The organism is Acidithiobacillus sp. AC3 (assembly GCF_050261095.1).
GTDB lineage: Bacteria > Pseudomonadota > Gammaproteobacteria > Acidithiobacillales > Acidithiobacillaceae > Igneacidithiobacillus > Igneacidithiobacillus copahuensis.
Genome location: NZ_CP189838.1, coordinates 231,683 through 249,570, shown reverse-complemented (window position 1 = coordinate 249,570; position 17,888 = coordinate 231,683). Strand labels below are relative to the sequence as shown.

The following is a 17,888-nucleotide window of genomic DNA, read 5'->3' as shown; positions in this document are numbered from 1 at the left end:
TTGAACTCTACGCCGTAGAATTTAAAAACATAAGCAAGAACAGTGCGTTATCTGTTCTCTTGCCTGTTGTTGCCTCATATCTTGGCTATCGCGCTAACGTTAGCGCGATTGCGAAAGGTAGCAACACCATGGCAACACTTCTCACGATAAAGCAGTTTTGCGAACGTCAGCCGGGAATTAGCGAATCGGCTCTACGGCAGGCCATTTTCTACCAAGGCGACAAGCTGGAAGAATCCGGGTGTATCGTCCGAATGGGCCGCCGAATCCTCATCAACGAGCAGCGTTTCCTAGACTTCCTCGCCTCTGGTGGGTTGCGCCGGATTCGAGGTGCAGCATGAGCGCCCGGAAACGGACAGAGCAGCCGGACTTGCTCGCCGATATAACCGGGTTGAGGAAGTTTGGACAGACAAAACAACGCGAACCGCGCGACTTTCCAGGCTCTGACAATCCACGGCATAAACGCATACTTTCTGCGCTCATGCACCGCTATTGTACCCGCGAGGAAATCGACGCCATAAGCGGGGCAAGCAATGGGCCAGAGGAAATCCGGCAACTGCGAGAGCTTGGCCTTGAATTGCCTTGCTACAAGTTGGGAACGTATGACCGGGACGGGTTCTGGACTTGGCGCGGGGTGTACGCTTTAACGCTGCGAGATAAGCAGCAAGTCATCCGAGCATCAAGCTGTAAAGGTGGCGCGGGCAACGCCACCCAGGGCAAAACGAGCGCGACGAAAGCCACCAAGAAAGGGGGCAACCGCCATGAAAAATGATAGCACAACTGCCGCTGACATTATCGCCGAGTTTGCCGCCGCCCTCGCCTCTGGTGGAATCGAGCTTGCCCCAGGGCAGGCAATCATTGCAGATGGACGCTTGCACCGGGTACGCCTCACCAATGACAGGCCGGGACAAAAAACAGGCTGGTATCGCCTGCACGCTGATTGCCCGCCTGCTGGTGCTGGTGGCGATTGGCGGACTGGTTGCCGGGTGAATTGGTGCAGCAAGCGCCCGGAACGCCTCAGCCCAGCCGAGAGGGACGCCCTGCGCCAGCGTATCCAACGCGAGCAGGCCGAACGTGAGGCCGAGGAACAAGCACGACACCGGGAAGCCGCCCAGCGGGGCGCATGGGCTTGGAATCATGCCCAGCCTGCCGACGCCCGGCACCCGTACCTAGTACGCAAGCGTCTTGCGCCTGGTATCGCTCGACAGCGTGGGGCCTCGCTGGTTCTGCCCATTCTCGACTTTGGCGGATACCTGCGCGGGGTACAGTACGTCCAACCGGACGGGCAAAAGAGATTCCTTGCGGGCATGAAGAAATCCGCCGCGTGGATACCTGCTGGCACAAGGCCGGACGGTAGCCGCCCGCTCTGGATAGCCGAGGGCTGGGGCACCGCCTGCGCACTGCAATCCATGCGCCCGGCAGTCTGCTGCATTGCCGCCCTCGACGCTGGGAACCTCGCCAGCGTAGCCATAGAAGCCCGGAAACGCTGGCCCAGCCTCGACATTGTGGTATGCCCTGACTTCGACAAGATAGGCCGCCAGAAAGGACGGGAAGCGGCAGAGAAGGCCCGCGCCCGTATCGTTCCACCGCCTGCCGAGACTTCCCCAGGTGCTACGGATTGGCTCGACGTGCTGAACGCGCGGCAGGGGGTGCGCTCATGCTGAACGACGAAAACGACTGGACGCGCGACGTTCCGCCCTTTGGCGACGAACAGCCAGAGAGCGCCGGGCCTGCTGGCGCTGAGATTCCAGAGGCAGCGCCGCCCGTGGAAATCCCAACCGTGGACGTGGCCGGGGTAATCGATAGTCCCTCACCCGCGCCGGATTTTGTCTGGGCGGACAGGATACCTCGCGGGCATGTTTGCCTACTGTCTGGGCATGGCGGCAGCGGAAAGAGCACGTTTGCGCTGCAACTCGCCGTTGCCGTGGCAATGGGTGCGCTGCTGCTGGGGATACCCACTGAGCCGGGCCGGGTGTTGGTTTTCTCAGGCGAGGACGCGGGACCGCTCTTGCGGGTGCGCCTTGCCGGTATCTGTAAGGCGCTGGACGTGAACCCGCGCGCCTTGGCGAAAAATCTGCTGGTGCTGGACGGCACAGAAACCCCAAGCCTTGGGGAATCGGTACGGGACAGGGACACGGGCCGGGACTATATCGCGCCTACCGCGACGTATGAGCGACTGCGGGAAATCGTCACCGAGTGGCAGCCTACCCTTTGCGTGGTGGATAACGCCAGCGACGTTTTCGAGGGCAACGAAAACGACCGGGCACAGGTTCGGGGTTTTGTGCGCTCTCTGGTGAAAATCAGCCGCCAGACTGAGAGCCGCCCGGCAATCCTGCTGCTGACGCATACGCCGAAAGCCAGCGTAGGCGGTAGGGGCGAGAGCTACAGCGGCTCAACAAGCTGGCACAATTCCGCCCGCGCGCGGCTATCGCTCACGCCAGACAGGGACGACGCGGGCCGGGCAGTTTTGAGCCTCGACAAATTGAACTTAGCACCAGCAACCGCCGAGCCGTTGCGCCTGGTGCGGGGTGCGGGTGGCGTCCTGTATCTCGACGAGGGCGGCCCGGACATTGACGCAATCATGAACCGAGAGCCGCCAAAGGACGCAATCTTGCGCCTGCTGGGTGAATTTGTGGCCCGTGGCGAGTGGGTATCTTCCCAGCCCAACGCGCCCAAAACGAACGCATGGGCCGCGCTCTCTCAAGAACCCGACTTCCCCAAGGGTATCAAGGGGCAGGGACAGCTACAGGGAATCTTGCGCGACTTGGAACGAGAGGGCCTTATCGAGCGCACCACCTACCGCACCCCAGCCCGAAAAGTGAGGGAAGTGTGGGGCCTCACCGCCAAGGGTTGGCAGTCGCTCGGAAAGGAACCGCCAAAGGCAGACGAAGCCGAGCCGGTAGAGACTGCGCCAAGTGCGCCGAGTGCGCCGAGTGCGCCAAGTCCAGAAGTTGGAACACTTGGAACAGTAGGAACAGAAGAACATGGGGACGCAGGCGCGCCAAGTGCGCCAAGTTCCCCTATAGAGGGTGTGGGAGTAGAGAGCGCACGGGAGTTGGCGCACTCGACAGCTTCCACCATGGCGGAATCAGTCACGGAAGGAGGCACGATATGAAAGCGCGCCACCTCATGCTGCTATGGGACGGACTACCCGCCTGCAACCTCTTGGCGGTAGAACACCCGCCCAAGGAACGGCAGCCACAGCGATATAGCGCCGGGGCCTGCTATTCCTCTTGGCGGGGCAGTTCTGAGGACTTCGCCGCGCTCTTTGCCGAACTGGTGGACGTATGGCGCGCCAACCCGCGCCAAGTGCTGGCGCAACTCGCCAAGGCAGAGGACGCGCCGGTATGGGTGCGCCAGCTGCTGGCCGCTTTCGAGGGGGTAGCAGAATGAGGCCCTACAGCACGCCGAAAGGGGCAGGGACAGGCAACCACAGCACCCCAGCCGAGAAAATCGAACAGCGGGCAGATTTGGGGCCATTACGGGCAATCGTGAAGTGCCAGGACTGCGCCCACTACACCCCGGACGCTATCAACCCGCCGTATGGTATGGGCCGCTGCGCTCTCACGATAACGGGACTGCCCCCGCCGCCTATCCATGGGAACGATATGCGCTGCTGCTTTCCCATGGCACCGCGCCGCTGCCAGCAATTCGCACTGCTAGAGCGTGCTAATAGCACTGCTACTAGCAGGACTTAGCACAACCAAGAGGATTGACGCCATGAACGAAACCGAACGCGCCGCCATTCGTCAGATATTCGCCAGCCTGCCCGCCCTCGACGCGGCAGAACTCACCCTTGGCGGCACCCGTTACCGCTGCCGCCGCTGCGGGCCTTGGGTGCTGATAGACAAGAAACGCGACGGCAGAGGGTGGGAAATGCTCACCGAGTGCAGGACGGACGCTGTAAATCGCCAGCAACGGGCCTAGCGTGCCCTCTGTTCAATTCTGCGGGGGTGAGCAGTACCCAATCACCACCAAAGCCCATGCAAGCGATTCTAGGGCCTCTCTGCGCAAGTATTTGCAGTCTATAAAAAAGGGGCGCGGGTGCAAGAACCCTCGCCGCCATGTTGAGAAATGTTGAGATTCTCGCGCGTATGCAAGGGCAAGTTCCTAAAAAATCCCAAAACCTCGCGCGTAAGCCGCCCGGCAACATGCTCAAAATTGCTCAAATCACCGCGCGCGAGCCGTTGACGAAATCGAGCGCCCGGCCTAGTCTCTGGGCTAGGTGCTGAACACACCTACAGAGCGGAACCGCCCCGACAGTTTGCGGGTTTTCTTTTGCCCTTTGGCCGGGGGTGCGGCTAATACAACACCCTGCGGGGAAATACGCCCGGCGCTCTCTGTGCGCTGTTCAGCCCCTGGCCGCCCGCCGCCGTTGGCGGGTAATCAGCTAGAGGGCTTTGCCATGAAATACACTGAACCAAAGCGATATTTTCCGCGTAGAGTTGCGCCGCCATTGGCTGCGCTGCCATTCGTAACCCAGACAAGGCGCGCCCGCAATCTCTGGGCCGTCCCGCCTGCTAACGACTACCTGGACGCCTGCGAGATTGGCGCAGAGTATGCCGCGCACTACGTCCAATACCTCAAGGATAACCCGGAAAGCGTAGGGTCCAACCTGCTTGGCCATATCGCCGCCGACATCGATTTTACCGCCCCCAGCCCTCAGCATGGTTACTGGGTGGGGTTCTTCTCGACGCTGGAAAAGCTTGTCTACTGGGCAGTCAAGGACGCGGATGTATACGGCTACGTTGACAGGCTTGCCGCACAAAACGAGGAACTGCGCGAAGCAGTCCGGCAAGAGGAACGCCGGGAACGCCTCAAGCAGTAACCTGCAGCCCCGCCGCGGGGCTTTCCGTCATCCACCGCCAGCAAGCCGCTTTCCTTGGCCTCTGCTGGCGTTTCTGTCTCTGGTGGCACACTGGCCCCACCCGCAACGCTGGCGCACTCTGGCACTGTTGCAAAACGTGGCAATCCTCGCGCGCGCGTATCCTTCCGAACCCTCGCCGCCCTTCTGAAAACTTCTGAAATTCTCGCGCGCGTACATCTCGGAAAATCCCAGGCCGGGGCCGTTAAAGCGTAACCGGCAACGTGACCGACAACCGCCAATGCTGGCGCGGGATTGCGAGGCATTGTGACCGGGGCGATTATGAGCGCATACCCTGAACAGCGGCAGGGCCTCAGTGCCCATTGTGAGCGCGTTGTGAGCAGCGCCAGCCAACAGGAAAGCGGCAGGCCCCGCTGTTGCAGTCCACGCCGCCAGCAAGTGCGGACGACTGCTGACAAATGCTTACTTCCTCGCGCGCGTATGTCTCTCGAAATTGCCGCTGCCCCATGGGACACTCACGGGACACTAAGGGGCAAAAAACGGGCAAAATCGGGAAATATCCAGAGCAGAGCAATTTCTGCACGTAGCTGTTTTTCCTGTTCTGTTTGCTGCTGGTTTGTTGCCTGCAATGGTAAACCCGGCCCCTCCTAAGCGGTAGGTCGTACGTTCGATTCGTATCTGGGGCGCCATAGTAAACAATAAGTTACGAATTTGCATTGCATGCCTCTCTAATTTATGCCCCACCCTGGCGGCATAGTTGCGTCAAGTTCAAGGCGACAGCAGTGGATCCGAGGATCAAGACCATGTGCCAACCAGACCCCAATGCAAAGCCCAGAGATACCCCCGGCGGTCGCCGTTGGAGAAATCCAGACGGATAAGGACAAGAAATATCTTTACCGTACTGATAAATCATCTTGTTAAAAAGAAAACTGCGCATTTGTACCAGATTTGATACGTCCTCAGAAAAACCTCCACATAGCGGTGCATCTTCCCTGGCTGCATGTTCCAAACACGTCAACTGGTCTAACAGCAAAACCTTTCTAGACCTTGACAGGACACCGTTTTCTCTGGTTTCATCCGCACATTGGCGTGATCGGAGATTGCGACCTGGGCCATACATCACCAGAACTCCTATCCTCTGCCCTCGCTGCATCCCCAACGAGATTGTCGGCGGTTTTCGATCCGGGGCACGTGCTTGGTCGAGGAATAGTATGCCATTCGCGCAATGCCATGCTGATGATTCGGGCCGGTCAAAGACATATACGAGCGAGACGCAGCTCTTCGTGCTTCCCTCGCCACATCTAAGGATGGAGAGTTGCCAGTGACAACCGTGAAATCCACCGTCAGAACCGAACACAGTCTTCCCTGGCAGCGTCTGGTGCCCTACTTCCTCGGCATAGCGGACGCGCTGGCTCTCTTCGCCGCGTTCTATTTCGCGCGCATTTCGCATGCGCTGTACTACGGTATTGACCCCCTGCAAGTACTCCTGCACTGGTGGGGCGAGATCGTTCAGGTAAACATCCTGTTATTCTTTTTGCTGGCGGCCACGGCCATTCTGGCCTTTGCCTACAAAGGCCATTACGCCCGGCGCAAGGCCTTCTGGGACGAAATGGGGGAAATGGTCGGGGTGTTGACGGTACTCGTCGTCCTCAACGCCTCCTTGGCGTTTGTTGGCAAGTGGCCGATGTCGCGCCTGTGGCTCTTCTCCACCTGGGGATTGGCTTTCCTGTTCTTGCCGGCCAGTCGGCTGGTAATGCGGCGCATCCTGTATCATCTCAACGCATGGAATCGCCCTGTGGTGATCGTCGGTTGCGGGCAGAACGCCGCGGAAGCCATTCGCGCCCTGGACAGCGAGCCACTTCTCGGCTATGAGGTGCAACGGGTACTAGTGCCGGAAGGTGCAACGCCACCCGGCGATGGTTTTCCCGCCCGCGCTCCAATCCAGACCCTGGACAATAATCCACTGGAGACCCTGGCCCGGCTGGGCGACCCCCATGTGATTCTGGCCTTGGACATGGACCAGTGGGAGGCGCAGGAGCGGCTGATCCGCACCCTCAGCTTCAGTTACCGTAACCTGACCATTGCCCCGCCCCTGCGCGGCTTACCTCTCTTCGGGCTGGAAACCATGCATTTCTTCAGCCATGAAGTGCTCATGCTGCGGGTACGCGACAACTTGGCGCGGCCGGCATCGCAATGGATGAAACAGTTTTTCGATCTGTTGGCTACCAGCCTGATTGTGCTGATGCTGGCGGTACCAATGCTGGTGATCGTCTTGCGCATTCGCCGCGAAGATGGAGGTCCTGCCTTTTTCGCTCAAGAACGCATAGGCAAGGACGGCAAACCCTTCCCGTGCCTGAAGTTTCGCAGCATGGTGGTGGACGCTGAACAAAAGCTGAATATCTATCTGGATGAGCACCCTGAAGCGCGGGCCGAATATGAGCGCAACTACAAGCTGCGGAATGACCCCCGAGTCACGTCCATCGGGCGCTTCCTGCGCCGGACCAGCCTGGACGAGCTACCGCAGATCTTCAATGTCTTGCGCGGCGAGATGAGTCTGGTTGGTCCGCGCCCCCTCCTCGAAAAGGAACGTTCCCGCTATGGCGAGGGTATCCACCTCTACACTCAGGTGCGCCCCGGCATCACCGGACTCTGGCAGATCAGCGGTCGCAGTAACACCACCTTTGCCGAGCGGGTACACCTCGACGCTTGGTATGTGAAGAATTGGTCCCTTTGGTACGACATCGTCATCCTACTGCGCACCGTCAAGGTCGTGTTCCGGCGGGAGGGTGCGTATTGAGCGGGCCGTCTACGATAGCCCCGTCATTGGCCCCACAGTTCGCTCCAGGGAACAGATACCCGCTCCGGGGCCTTTATCAGAAAACGCAGACATTCCTGACTTGCACTATCCTATAGGCGTGTCCGGTTATCGAAGATACGTATTCATGAACCGCACGGGGAGGTGTGCAAAATGGCAGTGGAACACGACCCAAAAGAATGGGAACAGATGGCGCCCGAAGCTGCTTTTCAGGCGCTCGACAGCAACGAAAAGGGGCTCAGTGCCGCAGAGGCGACACAACGACTACAGCAGTATGGCGAAAATGCCTTACATGAAAAGGAAATTCCCCTGTGGCACCGGCTGCTCTCCTACTTTTGGGGCCCTATCCCGTGGATGATCGAAGTCGCCGCGGTGTTATCCGCCATCAATGACGACTGGAAGAGCTTTTTTGTAATCTTCGCCATGCTGCTGATCAACGGTGGCATTGGCTTCTGGGAGGAAAAAGGCGCTGCCGACGCCCTCAAGGCCCTAAAAAACCAACTAGCGCTCAAAGCGCGTGCTCTGCGCGATGGCCAGTGGCAGGAAATCGATGCCGGCACCCTGGTACCGGGGGATGTCATTCGCGTGCGTCTGGGAGATGTGCTGCCCGCCGATGTCAAACTCTTTTCCGGCGACTATCTTGCCGTCGATCAATCGGCGCTGACCGGCGAATCGCTGCCCGTCAACAAAAAGCCCGGGGCGGTGGCCTACTCCGGAACCATCGCCAAGCAGGGGGAGATGCTCGCCCTGGTCTATGCCACCGGCAGCAAGACCCTCTTTGGCCGCACGGCAAGTCTGGTGCAGAAGGCGGCCCCCGTTTCCCACTTTCAGAAGGCCGTGCTTGGCATCGGCAATTTCCTCATCATCCTCGCCCTGGTCCTATCGACGATCCTGATTGTCGTCGAGCTGGTGCGAGGGCTGCCGTTCTTGGAGCTGCTGGCCTTCATTCTGGTCGTCGTCGTGGCGTCCATCCCTGTCGCCATGCCTGCCGTGCTGTCCGTGACCATGGCGTTGGGGGCCTTAGCCTTGTCGCGCATGAAAGCGATCGTGTCCCGCCTGACCTCCATTGAGGAAATGGCCGGGGTCGACATTCTCTGCTCGGACAAGACCGGCACCCTGACGCAAAACAAGATCACTCTGGGAGATACCGTGCTCTTTCAGGCCAAGGAGGAGCAGGAGGTGATTGTTGCCGCTGCTCTCGCCTCCCGCGCCGAAGATGCCGATGCCATCGATCTGGCCGTGCTCGCTGGCCTGCAGGATAAGGCCAAGCAACTGCAAGGTTTTCAGCAGGACAAGTTCATCCCCTTCGATCCCGTTTCCAAGCGCACGGAAGGACAAATCCAGGGTCCAGACGGCAAGCACTTCCGTACCTCCAAGGGCGCTCCCCAAGTTCTCATGGATATGGCCAAACTGGACGGTGATGCGCGCAGCAAGGCAGAAAAGGCGGTAGAGGACTTTGCCGCCAAAGGCTTCCGCACCCTAGGGGTCACCCGCTCTGATGACGACGGTGCCAGTTGGCAGTTTCTCGGTATTCTCTCGCTCTTCGATCCACCACGGGTTGATTCCAAGGACACCATCATTGAGGCGCAGCAGCATGGCATCGAAGTCAAGATGGTGACCGGTGACCATCAGGCCATCGCCAGCGAAATTGCTGGACAATTGCATCTCGGCACCCACATCCTGACCGTCGACGAACGCCTATCGAAGTACGCCGAAACCGGGCAGCTCGCAGATGGCTTGGGTGCGGAAATCGAAAAGGCCGATGGCTTTGCGCAGGTATTCCCCGAGCACAAATATGCCATCGTCAAGGTCTTGCAGCAGCGCGGACATATCGTCGCCATGACCGGCGATGGCGTGAATGACGCTCCCGCACTCAAACAGGCGGATGTCGGCATTGCCGTGTCCGGCGCGACCGACGCTGCCCGTGCGGCCGCGGCGCTGATCCTCACGGCTCCGGGCCTGAATGTCATCGTCAAGGCGGTAGAGGAAGCCCGGCGCATTTTCGAGCGGATGATGAGCTACACCGTGTATCGCATCGCCATGACCCTCGATATCCTCTTTTTTGTCGTCATCACCATGCTGATCTTCAATTCCTACCCGCTCACGGCAATCATGGTAGTGCTTCTTTCCTTGCTCGATGACATCCCCATCATGAGCATTGCCTGGGACCGTACTGCGGTGCAGGAAAATCCGGTGCATTGGGAGATGACGCGGGTGCTCAGTCTGGCCTCGATGATGGGCCTGCTGGCTTTGGGCGGCACCTTGATGCTGTATCTGCTGGGCCGTTTTGCCTTTCAGCTGCCCAACTGGGAACTGCAAACCCTGATGTTTTTACAACTTATCGCCGGCGGGCATTTGATGCTCTTTCTGACGCGCACCCGTGGCCCTTTCTGGAAGCCACCGTATCCAGCCCCCATCCTGCTGCTTGCCATCCTCGGTACGCAGATCGTTGGCATTGCCATCGTCGCCTTCGGCTGGTTGATGCCGGCCATTCCCTGGGTGGCGATTGGCCTGGTCTGGGCCTACAACATTGTGTGGATGCTTGTCGCAGACTTCGCCAAGCTCGCCATCCATCGTGCCATGGATCATCGGCAAGGGCATCAGCTGCGTTTTCTCAACACCCTCAATCGCTCTCTGCATCCCATGATTGCCGAGATCGAGGCGGGAGATGCCGCGCTGCGACGCCAGGTACAGGGCCTCTTGCACGCGAAAAAAGATCAGGAAAAGTAAAGAGTTCGAAATCCACGGGAGGAAAGACAGATGGCGGAACAAACTACGGATGTCTTGATCATTGGTGGCGGCCCCGCGGGCATGATGTGCGGGATCACCGCAGCGCAGTTTTCACCGCATAAAAAAGTACTGGTGGTACGTCCAGAGAGTGACGCAGTCATCCCCTGTGGCATTCCCTACATCTTCGGTACCCTGGGCGGCACCGACGAGGATATGGCAGGGCGCGCGCCGCTACTGGCGGCAGGTGGCCAGTTGCAGATCGGCCAGGTCAAGCAGGTGGATCGGCAGCAGCGGACAGCCAGCCTGGACAATGGCGATGTCATCCACTGGGAGCGCCTGGTTCTCGCCACCGGTGCCGACAATTTCATTCCCCCCATCTCCGGCCTTGATCTCGCGGGAGTATTCAGTATCCAGAAGGACTACAACTACCTCGATCAACTCTTCAGCACCCTGATCCCCAAGGTCAAGCGCCTGGCGATCATTGGCGGGGGCTTCATTGGTGTGGAATTTGCCGATGAGATCCGCAAACGGGGGATCGAAGTGCACATCATCGAGATGATGCCGCATCTGATGCAGGCCGCCTTCGATCTCTATGCCTGTACCGCAGTGGAAAAACAGTTGCAAAAACATGGGGTACAGATCCATACCGGCTGCAAGGTAGAGGCAGTAATCGCCGACGCCTCGGGCAAACAGGTCGCCGGGGTGCAGATCGCCGGGCAGGATCTTCTGCCCGTCGATGCGGTATTGGTCGCTATCGGCACCCGTCCTCGCACCCAGCTGGCGCAGGACATGGGCCTTACCCTGAGTCGCTCGGGGGGAGTCTGGGTAGACGCCTTCCAGCGCAGTCGCGAAGACCCACACATTTTTGCCGTGGGTGATTGTGCACACAAACAGGATTTTTTTACCCGCAAGGCCAGTCACGCCATGATCGCTTCGCAGGCCGCCGCCGAAGGACGCATTGCCGGGATGAATCTCTATGGATTGCGGGAGTTGCGTTTCAATGCCGGATCGGTCAGCGTCTATGCCAGTGAAATCGATGGTTTGGCCTTTGGTGTTGCCGGCATGACCGAGCACCAGGCAGAACAGGAAGGCTTTCCCATCCTCGTCGGCGAGGCCCGCTTGCCTGATCATCATCCGGCGGCCATGCCCAATACCACGGAAATCTACTGCCGCGTCATCTTCGCCCGCGATTCCCTACAGCTATTGGGAGGACAAATACTGGGTGGTACCACGACCGGCGAGCTCGTCAATACCATTGGCCTTGCCGTACAGATGCGCGCCACCGCACCCGATCTGGCGAGCATGCAATTCGGCAGCCAACCGCGCCTGACACCGTCCCTGCATCCCCTGGTTGCCGCTACCGGCGATGCCCTGCACAAACATTTTCAAGGGCAGCACCCCTGTGTGGAATCGCCTGCCTGAATCCGGGATGAGCCCCGCTCAGGCCTGCGCAGCGGCCGCCTTGCGCAGCAGATCCAGGCCGTCTGCCAAGAGCTTCCGCGGCGTTCCAAAGTTGAGGCGAACAAAACCAGACCCACCCTCACCAAAGGACGGGCCCCAATTCAGGCCCAAGCCGGCATCGAGGATCCTCGCCTCGATTTCTGCGTCGCTCAACCCCCAGGCACGGAGATCCAGCCACGCCAAATAGCCAAAATCCGGCTTCCGAAAGCCAATCTCTGGCAGGTGCCTCTGCAAAAAGGACTCCAGGAACTGGGCATTATCACCAAGGTAGCTCTGCAAGGCCTGCAACCACGGCCCCCCTTCCTGCCAGGCCGCACGCAGGGCGGCCTTGGCGAAGGTGTGGGTACCGAGGATACCGCTACGCCGTAGTTCTTCCACAAACTGAGCTTTGGCTTCGTCACCCCGGAGCCATGCTACCGCCCCCCCAAGTCCTGCAATATTGAAGCTCTTGCTTGCCGAGGCGAGGACGATGGCGCGGGGATCCAGCTTTCCCATGGGGGTGTGGACCTGGTCGGGACGGCTGAGGTCGGCATGAATTTCGTCACTGATAATTCGTACCCCATGACGCTGGCAGAGGGAGACCAACTGCTGTAACTCCTCTGGGGTCCACACCCGCCCCACCGGATTGTGCGGGGAACAGAGCAGCAAGAGCCGCGCCTGCGGCAGTTGTGCTGCCAGGGACGCAAAGTCGATTTCGTAGCGAAGGCCCGCATCCTTGCGCAAGGGTACAGAGATCAAGCGCCTGCCCTGCCCCGTTACGGCAGCAAAAAATGGGGGATAGATCGGTGGCATGACGATGATTCCATCGTCCGGCTGGGAAAATGCGCGAAGCGCGGCATTCAGTGCCGGCACCACCCCCTGGACCAGGATGATCTCGTCTGTACTGACCGTCCAGGAATAGCGTTTGCGCCACCAGTCAGCCGCCGCTTCGTGCACTATTTCATCATGATCCGGGTACCCTAACACCGGCTCTGCCAGACGCTCTTCCAAAGCGCGCAAAATATTGGGCGCGACCGGGAAATCCATGTCGGCAACCCACATCGGAAACACCGGCCTGCCGAATTTCTGTCGCGCTCCCGCCCATTTCACGCTATCCGAATCCCAGCGATCTACCACGCCATCAAAGTCGAACCGGGCTTCCATCATGCGGCATTTCCTGAGCTGATCGAGATGTCCATATCTATCTTTGGGCCCAGCTGGGATGGACATTTCCGTGCTGGAGCAATTCTACCAGCATGATCATACCAGCCGGGGGCCAAACAAGCCCAGTTCGCAATCTTTCAGCAAGCCTAATCAAGACAGGAGTAATCCGACCATAGGGGTTGCGTGCGGAGCCAGCTGCGGAGCATCCGCAAGAGCCTAGGAGGCATGACGCAACTTTTCCCAGTGGTCTGCATACCAGTCCAGGGTTGCACGTAGACCATCGGCCAACGACGTCTCCGGCACCCACCCTAGATCTAGACGGGCGCGCTCGATTTCTAGGTATTTTATCGCTGGTTTGCTGCGTGGATCCCCGCGAAAAATAGGTGTACGCCGCTCTCCGTCGTATAGCCAACTTAATTCCGTAGCGACATCAGTGATGGAAGTCGCCGTACCGGTACCGAAATTGAAGGCCTTACCACCGTGGTTCCCCAAAGATTCGCCCAGTTTCAGGTAGGCATCCGCCATATCGGCGATATATAGAAAATCCAGCCTGGAACTTCCGTCATCCCGGGCGCCAAAATCGTAGTCCTGGCCTTCGAGTAGATTGTAGATGGCCCTCGGAACCAAGCGGCTAAAATTGATATCGCCTGGGCCGTAGGTATTCATAAAACGACAGACACCAATTTGCAGGTCATAGATCCTGGCATAACTGCGCGCAACACAATCACCTGCGACCTTTGACGAGGCATAGATATTGTTAGCGTCTAAGGGCGGGTCGGACTCTCGCAAGGCCCTTTCATCGGTGGTCATTCCGTAATAGGCACCACTGGAGGCAAAAACCATGCGTTCCACTGTGTCGACATTCCGCATTGCCTCAAGCAACGTGTAGGTCCCCATGGCATTGACACTGAGCGTCTCCCAGGGCAGGACGTTGCTGGTGGGGACGATCGGCTGGGCAGCCAGATGGAATATCGTGTCGATGGCAAAGCGGGAGAGGTTCAGGCGGACGAAGTCACCATCACGGATATCACCGAGCCAGACCTGGGCATGCCGATCAAGACCCTGGATCTGAAAATAAGACCAGGGAGAGACCAATCGATCCAGGACGAAGACTCGGGCACCCAGGGCGAGCAACCGCTCACACAGATGTCCACCTCCAAAGCCCGCCCCACCGGTTACCAGACAGTTTTTACCCTGCCAAAAGCTGGCCATGCTGCACGTCCTCACTGGCAGAACGATAGTGCTCACGATAAAAACGAATGGTCTGTTTCAAGGTATCGAGGAACTCGGTCGTTGGCTGAAAGCCAGTATCGTTCTTAAGCTTTTCACCATTCAGGTGTTGCTTCGTTATGGCATGCACGGTCGAGGCAGTGGCATGCACCTTGACAGCAATGCCATTGGTGAGAATGGTACGCGCACGCTTCGGATCCACCTCCGCCTCCACTTCCGCCGCCATCTCGACAATGGTGCGAAGCATGGCAGGTGTTCCCAGATACGTGCCTCCAGCCAGATTATACACCTCCCCCCGACAGGCGGCGCAGTACGCCAGCAGAATGATGGCATTGATCAACTCGTCCACAAAGAGGTAGTCCCGCTGGTGTTCAATGGCGTCGAAATATAACTCCGGAGCGACCGGTTCAGCCTCAGCAAACATGCTTTGCATGGCTTTTGGCAGAAGACGGTAGCCAGTATTGAAATCATAGGGACCATAGATATTACACATCCGCAGGGTCACTGTAGGCAACTGAAAGGCTTCATGATACGTTCGTGAAAACACGTCGGCAGCAAGCTTGGCCGAATCATATACCCCAATGCCTCGCAACGGGGTCTGATGCTCAAAATACGAGTCACCCTCCATCTCGCCATAGACTTTATCCGTGGACGCGAGGAAAATCATGCGAGGTTTGTGGGCTGACAAGCGACATGCCTCCAACACGTTGATCCAACCCATGGTATTCGCCATGATCGTGTCGTATGGTGCTGTCAGTGCCTTTTCGATCACCGACGCATAGGCAGCAAAATGGAAAATATAGTGGAAGCGGTTTTGATCAATAATTTCCTGCATGGCTGCCTTATCGGTCACATCGGCTTCCACGATATTCAGCTTGTCGCGGAGACGCAGTCGGGAGCAATTGATCATCGACAGGCGTTCGCTAGAAGTATCGATGTCCAATACCGTCACCTCTGCGCCACACTGCAGCATTCGGTGCGCCATATGCCCGCCGACGAAGCCAAATCCGCCAGTAATCAGAACCCTTTTGGCATGAAAATTCTCTCGTAATTGCTCTAGTTTTGCAGCTCCCGACCCACCGCTGATTTCCTTCAACATTCCGACCCCCTGCTGTGCAGCGCCACGTTCTATCCCCTGGCATGACTCGCTGTCATCGCACAAAACCAGACTCACCGCCAGACCTAGGAGAATTTAAGCAGAAAGTATGCCAGACCGTATGTTGCTGTATTCATATTATATTAGAAAACGCTTATACTGCTATCTGTATCAGAAACGATACGCGCTCGTTGTCGAATTCACCAATCCTTTTTTAATCATATGGTTGTATTTGTTACAGCAATCATACAAAAACATCTGCGATAGGTAGATTACAAAGCCAAGCCCACAATTACGCTGCAGAACAGCGCTCCAAAAGGGTGCGCAGGCCGCGGTTCAGAGGAATATTTGCTTGTCCAAGGACCTGCTGCATACGACTCACATCCGCCTGGGAATGACGGATGTCACCGGACTGCCGGGGCACCCATTGCATCTCTCCCTCACCAAGATTCAGCTCGATCAGAAGTTCGGCTAGCTCCCCAATAGTCGTTGCCGTACCACTAGCAACATTGACGACACCGTTGACAGTCCCCCTCAACGCCGCCAGATTCGCGCGCGCGACATCGGCGACATGAATAAAATCACGCTCCTGAAGCCCATCCCCGCGCACCGTCAGCGGCTGCCGGGAATGAAGCTGCTCGACGAAGCGAGAAATCACGCCACTGTAAGGCGAGTGAGGATCCTGTCGTGGCCCATATGAGGTGGCCCCCCTGGATTGGACAGCCTGCTGGAGTGATTAAGCTCTGAACCTGTTTCCATGGCGGGTCAGGCCACCAGCCTTTGTAAACCTTCTGCATAGACCACATCGGGTGTTCTGTCTCCCAGAGAGGAGTGCGGTCTTTCGGCATTATACCAGTCGAAGTAGGCTCTGAGGCCAGCTTTCAGCTCGGTTCCAGTTTCTGCTGGCCGCAGGTAGACGTGCTCGTATTTGACGGTGCGCCAAAGCCGTTCGACAAAGACGTTATCTAGGGCCCGGCCTTTGCCGTCCATACTGATTCGAATGCCGTGCTGGCGGAGTACAGAGAGGAAGGACTCCGCGGTGAACTGAGCGCCCTGATCCGTGTTGAAGATCTCGGGGGTGCCATAGCGGCGTATGGCCTCTTTCAGGGCCTCTACGCAGAAACCCGCATCAAGACTGTTGGAAACCCGCCAGGACAACACCTTACGACTGAACCAGTCCACTACGGCTACGAGGTATTGAAATCCTCGTGCCATGGGCAGATAGGTCACATCCGCGGACCAGACCTGGTGGGGACGGTCCACCGTCACGCCACGCAACAGATAAGGATATTTTGGGTGCTGGGGATGGGGCTTGCTGGTGTGTGGTCCGGGCGCCACCGCGGCAATGTCGAGGATACGCATGGCCCGGTGTACCGTTTTGCGGTTGACCACGACATTCTCCGCTTTCAGCATCCGATGGATCTGCCGCCTACCCATGAATGGAAAGGCGGTGTAGAGGCGATCGATCGCCCGCAACAGCCCGTCGCCCATCGGCCGAGGATGCGCGCGGTAATAGACCGTACTGCGGGGCACGCCCAAAAGAGCGCATTGCCGTTGCACAGAAACTGGGGTTTGGGCCCGGTCGATCATTTGGCGCCTTTCCCGATCCGAGACATGAGACCGGGCCTGGAGGCTAAAAAATCGCGTTCCATCTCCAGCTGTCCGATCTTCCGATACAAAGCCTGCACGTCCACGGGCTCCTCGGTCCGGGACTTTCCCCGTTCAAAGGCCGTGGCCGCATGCTCCACCAGCTGCCGGCGCCAGGCATTGATCATGGTGGGGTGTACCCCAAATTCTTGCGCCAGCTCGGCCATCGTCTTATCGCCCTGCAAGGCCGCCAGGGCTACCTGCGCCTTGAATTCCGGCTTGTACTGCTTGCGTTTTCCCTTCATCCCTCGACTCCTTTCCTGAAGCCCAGAGCTTAACCCCTTGTCCAACTTTCGGGGGCCACTTCAATACACGTTGAAGTAACGCAGACCAAGCTGAGACAGACCATACAAGCGCCCAAACAACTCCGCATAGAGCTCATTACTGTATTTTTCCAGGCCATAGGGCGAGATGGGGCGTAGCGGAGCCGTTTCTTGCACGGGCAACACCTCTGGATCACCGTAGACTGCCGCCGAAGAAGCGTATACCACCCGCAGCGAATGGCGACGCGCCCGCTCCAACACCCGCACGAATCCGACGATATTCTGCTCAGCGGACCGCACAGGATCTTCCAGACTACGCTGTACGGAAACCTGGGCAGCCAGATACAGGACCGCACTCACCCCTGCAACAGCCGTCTGCAAGATCGTTGCATCCTCGACACTGCCAACGATGATTTCCAGCTGCGGATGGCTATTCGGTAGATTTTCACGATGGCCCGTAGAAAAATCGTCGAGAACTCGCACCGCGTAGCCCTCTGCCAGCAAGTGGTCGACTGTATGGGAACCAATAAAGCCCGCACCGCCAATAACCAGTATCCGCTCCCTCATTATTTTCATCTCCTATGAACAAGTACCACCGGAAACCTAAATGGCACGTATCACTCCCTATATACTCCATACATGGCCGAACTTCTGATTAATGGACCGGCCCTCTTGCACTAC

At 58.2% G+C, this 17,888-nt stretch carries 15 protein-coding genes and 1 pseudogene; 10 read left to right on the top strand and 6 right to left on the bottom strand.

Translation table 11 applies throughout. From position 1 onward, the window contains the following. Positions 1 to 128 precede the first annotated feature (128 nt). The 10 genes from ACQAYK_RS01140 to ACQAYK_RS01095 all read left to right on the top strand — a co-directional run bounded on the left by ACQAYK_RS01140 (position 129) and on the right by ACQAYK_RS01095 (position 11,789). Positions 129 to 338 (top strand): hypothetical protein, encoded by a 210-nt coding sequence (locus tag ACQAYK_RS01140; protein ID WP_483167750.1) that lies wholly within the window; start codon positions 129 to 131, stop codon positions 336 to 338. After that, positions 335 to 769, top strand: a complete 435-nt coding sequence (locus ACQAYK_RS01135; RefSeq protein ID WP_483167749.1) for a hypothetical protein — start codon at positions 335 to 337, stop codon at positions 767 to 769. The genes ACQAYK_RS01140 and ACQAYK_RS01135 overlap by 4 nt, the downstream gene beginning before the upstream one ends. Continuing rightward, positions 759 to 1,661, top strand: coding sequence for a toprim domain-containing protein (locus ACQAYK_RS01130; RefSeq protein WP_483167748.1), 903 nt, complete (start codon positions 759 to 761; stop codon positions 1,659 to 1,661). The genes ACQAYK_RS01135 and ACQAYK_RS01130 overlap by 11 nt, the downstream gene beginning before the upstream one ends. Then, positions 1,655 to 3,112 carry an AAA family ATPase gene (locus tag ACQAYK_RS01125; RefSeq protein WP_483167747.1) on the top strand — a complete coding sequence of 486 codons (1,458 nt, stop codon included), beginning with the start codon at positions 1,655 to 1,657 and terminating at the stop codon, positions 3,110 to 3,112. Before ACQAYK_RS01130 ends, ACQAYK_RS01125 begins: the two co-directional genes overlap by 7 nt. Beyond that, positions 3,109 to 3,390: a hypothetical protein gene (locus ACQAYK_RS01120; RefSeq protein WP_483167746.1), complete on the top strand. Its 282-nt coding sequence runs from the start codon at positions 3,109 to 3,111 to the stop codon at positions 3,388 to 3,390. The genes ACQAYK_RS01125 and ACQAYK_RS01120 overlap by 4 nt, the downstream gene beginning before the upstream one ends. Positions 3,391 to 3,717: 327 nt before the next feature. Further along, positions 3,718 to 3,924, top strand: coding sequence for a hypothetical protein (locus ACQAYK_RS01115; protein ID WP_483167745.1), 207 nt, complete (start codon positions 3,718 to 3,720; stop codon positions 3,922 to 3,924). Positions 3,925 to 4,402: 478 nt separating this feature from the next. Beyond that, positions 4,403 to 4,825 (top strand): hypothetical protein, encoded by a 423-nt coding sequence (locus ACQAYK_RS01110; RefSeq protein WP_483167744.1) that lies wholly within the window; start codon positions 4,403 to 4,405, stop codon positions 4,823 to 4,825. 1,318 nt (positions 4,826 to 6,143) lie between these two features. Beyond that, positions 6,144 to 7,619: an undecaprenyl-phosphate galactose phosphotransferase WbaP gene (gene wbaP, locus ACQAYK_RS01105; protein ID WP_483166926.1), complete on the top strand. Its 1,476-nt coding sequence runs from the start codon at positions 6,144 to 6,146 to the stop codon at positions 7,617 to 7,619. A gap of 171 nt (positions 7,620 to 7,790) precedes the next feature. Further along, entirely contained in the window at positions 7,791 to 10,367 is a 2,577-nt protein-coding gene (locus tag ACQAYK_RS01100) for a plasma-membrane proton-efflux P-type ATPase (RefSeq protein ID WP_483167743.1), read from the top strand. Between the two features lie 30 nt (positions 10,368 to 10,397). Beyond that, positions 10,398 to 11,789, top strand: coding sequence for an NAD(P)/FAD-dependent oxidoreductase (locus ACQAYK_RS01095; RefSeq protein ID WP_215872861.1), 1,392 nt, complete (start codon positions 10,398 to 10,400; stop codon positions 11,787 to 11,789). 18 nt (positions 11,790 to 11,807) lie between these two features. Here the strand turns inward: ACQAYK_RS01095 and ACQAYK_RS01090 are convergent, their stop codons facing one another. From ACQAYK_RS01090 to ACQAYK_RS01065, 6 genes and pseudogenes are all read right to left on the bottom strand, one after another. Continuing rightward, on the bottom strand, positions 11,808 to 12,974 hold the full coding sequence (locus tag ACQAYK_RS01090) for a MalY/PatB family protein (RefSeq protein WP_215872860.1): 1,167 nt from the start codon (positions 12,972 to 12,974) through the stop codon (positions 11,808 to 11,810). Positions 12,975 to 13,187: 213 nt separating this feature from the next. Then, positions 13,188 to 14,183 (bottom strand): NAD-dependent epimerase/dehydratase family protein, encoded by a 996-nt coding sequence (locus ACQAYK_RS01085; RefSeq protein WP_215872859.1) that lies wholly within the window; start codon positions 14,181 to 14,183, stop codon positions 13,188 to 13,190. After that, positions 14,161 to 15,300, bottom strand: coding sequence for an NAD-dependent epimerase/dehydratase family protein (locus ACQAYK_RS01080; protein WP_215872858.1), 1,140 nt, complete (start codon positions 15,298 to 15,300; stop codon positions 14,161 to 14,163). Before ACQAYK_RS01080 ends, ACQAYK_RS01085 begins: the two co-directional genes overlap by 23 nt. Before the next feature lie 289 nt (positions 15,301 to 15,589). After that, a pseudogene (locus tag ACQAYK_RS01075) lies at positions 15,590 to 16,009 on the bottom strand (NAD-dependent epimerase/dehydratase family protein); the annotation flags it as partial. Between the two features lie 53 nt (positions 16,010 to 16,062). After that, positions 16,063 to 17,189 (bottom strand): IS3 family transposase gene (locus ACQAYK_RS01070; protein ID WP_480082161.1). Its coding sequence is split into 2 segments (ribosomal slippage): positions 16,063 to 16,920 and positions 16,923 to 17,189, totalling 1,125 coding nucleotides; the frame shifts between segments, so codons are not numbered across the junction. Between the two features lie 60 nt (positions 17,190 to 17,249). Beyond that, entirely contained in the window at positions 17,250 to 17,783 is a 534-nt protein-coding gene (locus ACQAYK_RS01065) for an NAD-dependent epimerase/dehydratase family protein (RefSeq protein WP_483167742.1), read from the bottom strand. Positions 17,784 to 17,888: the final 105 nt, after the last annotated feature.

What these genes read in the sequence shown, in the direction of transcription:
- ACQAYK_RS01090 (WP_215872860.1), bottom strand. Translation starts at nt 12,974, where the DNA reads ATGATGGAAGCCCGGTTCGACTTTGATGGCGTGGTAGATCGCTGGGAT.
- ACQAYK_RS01140 (WP_483167750.1), top strand. Translation starts at nt 129, where the DNA reads ATGGCAACACTTCTCACGATAAAGCAGTTTTGCGAACGTCAGCCGGGA.
- ACQAYK_RS01095 (WP_215872861.1), top strand. Translation starts at nt 10,398, where the DNA reads ATGGCGGAACAAACTACGGATGTCTTGATCATTGGTGGCGGCCCCGCG.
- ACQAYK_RS01115 (WP_483167745.1), top strand. Translation starts at nt 3,718, where the DNA reads ATGAACGAAACCGAACGCGCCGCCATTCGTCAGATATTCGCCAGCCTG.
- ACQAYK_RS01120 (WP_483167746.1), top strand. Translation starts at nt 3,109, where the DNA reads ATGAAAGCGCGCCACCTCATGCTGCTATGGGACGGACTACCCGCCTGC.
- ACQAYK_RS01110 (WP_483167744.1), top strand. Translation starts at nt 4,403, where the DNA reads ATGAAATACACTGAACCAAAGCGATATTTTCCGCGTAGAGTTGCGCCG.
- ACQAYK_RS01080 (WP_215872858.1), bottom strand. Translation starts at nt 15,300, where the DNA reads ATGTTGAAGGAAATCAGCGGTGGGTCGGGAGCTGCAAAACTAGAGCAA.
- ACQAYK_RS01125 (WP_483167747.1), top strand. Translation starts at nt 1,655, where the DNA reads ATGCTGAACGACGAAAACGACTGGACGCGCGACGTTCCGCCCTTTGGC.
- ACQAYK_RS01085 (WP_215872859.1), bottom strand. Translation starts at nt 14,183, where the DNA reads ATGGCCAGCTTTTGGCAGGGTAAAAACTGTCTGGTAACCGGTGGGGCG.
- ACQAYK_RS01135 (WP_483167749.1), top strand. Translation starts at nt 335, where the DNA reads ATGAGCGCCCGGAAACGGACAGAGCAGCCGGACTTGCTCGCCGATATA.
- ACQAYK_RS01100 (WP_483167743.1), top strand. Translation starts at nt 7,791, where the DNA reads ATGGCAGTGGAACACGACCCAAAAGAATGGGAACAGATGGCGCCCGAA.
- ACQAYK_RS01065 (WP_483167742.1), bottom strand. Translation starts at nt 17,783, where the DNA reads ATGAAAATAATGAGGGAGCGGATACTGGTTATTGGCGGTGCGGGCTTT.
- ACQAYK_RS01130 (WP_483167748.1), top strand. Translation starts at nt 759, where the DNA reads ATGAAAAATGATAGCACAACTGCCGCTGACATTATCGCCGAGTTTGCC.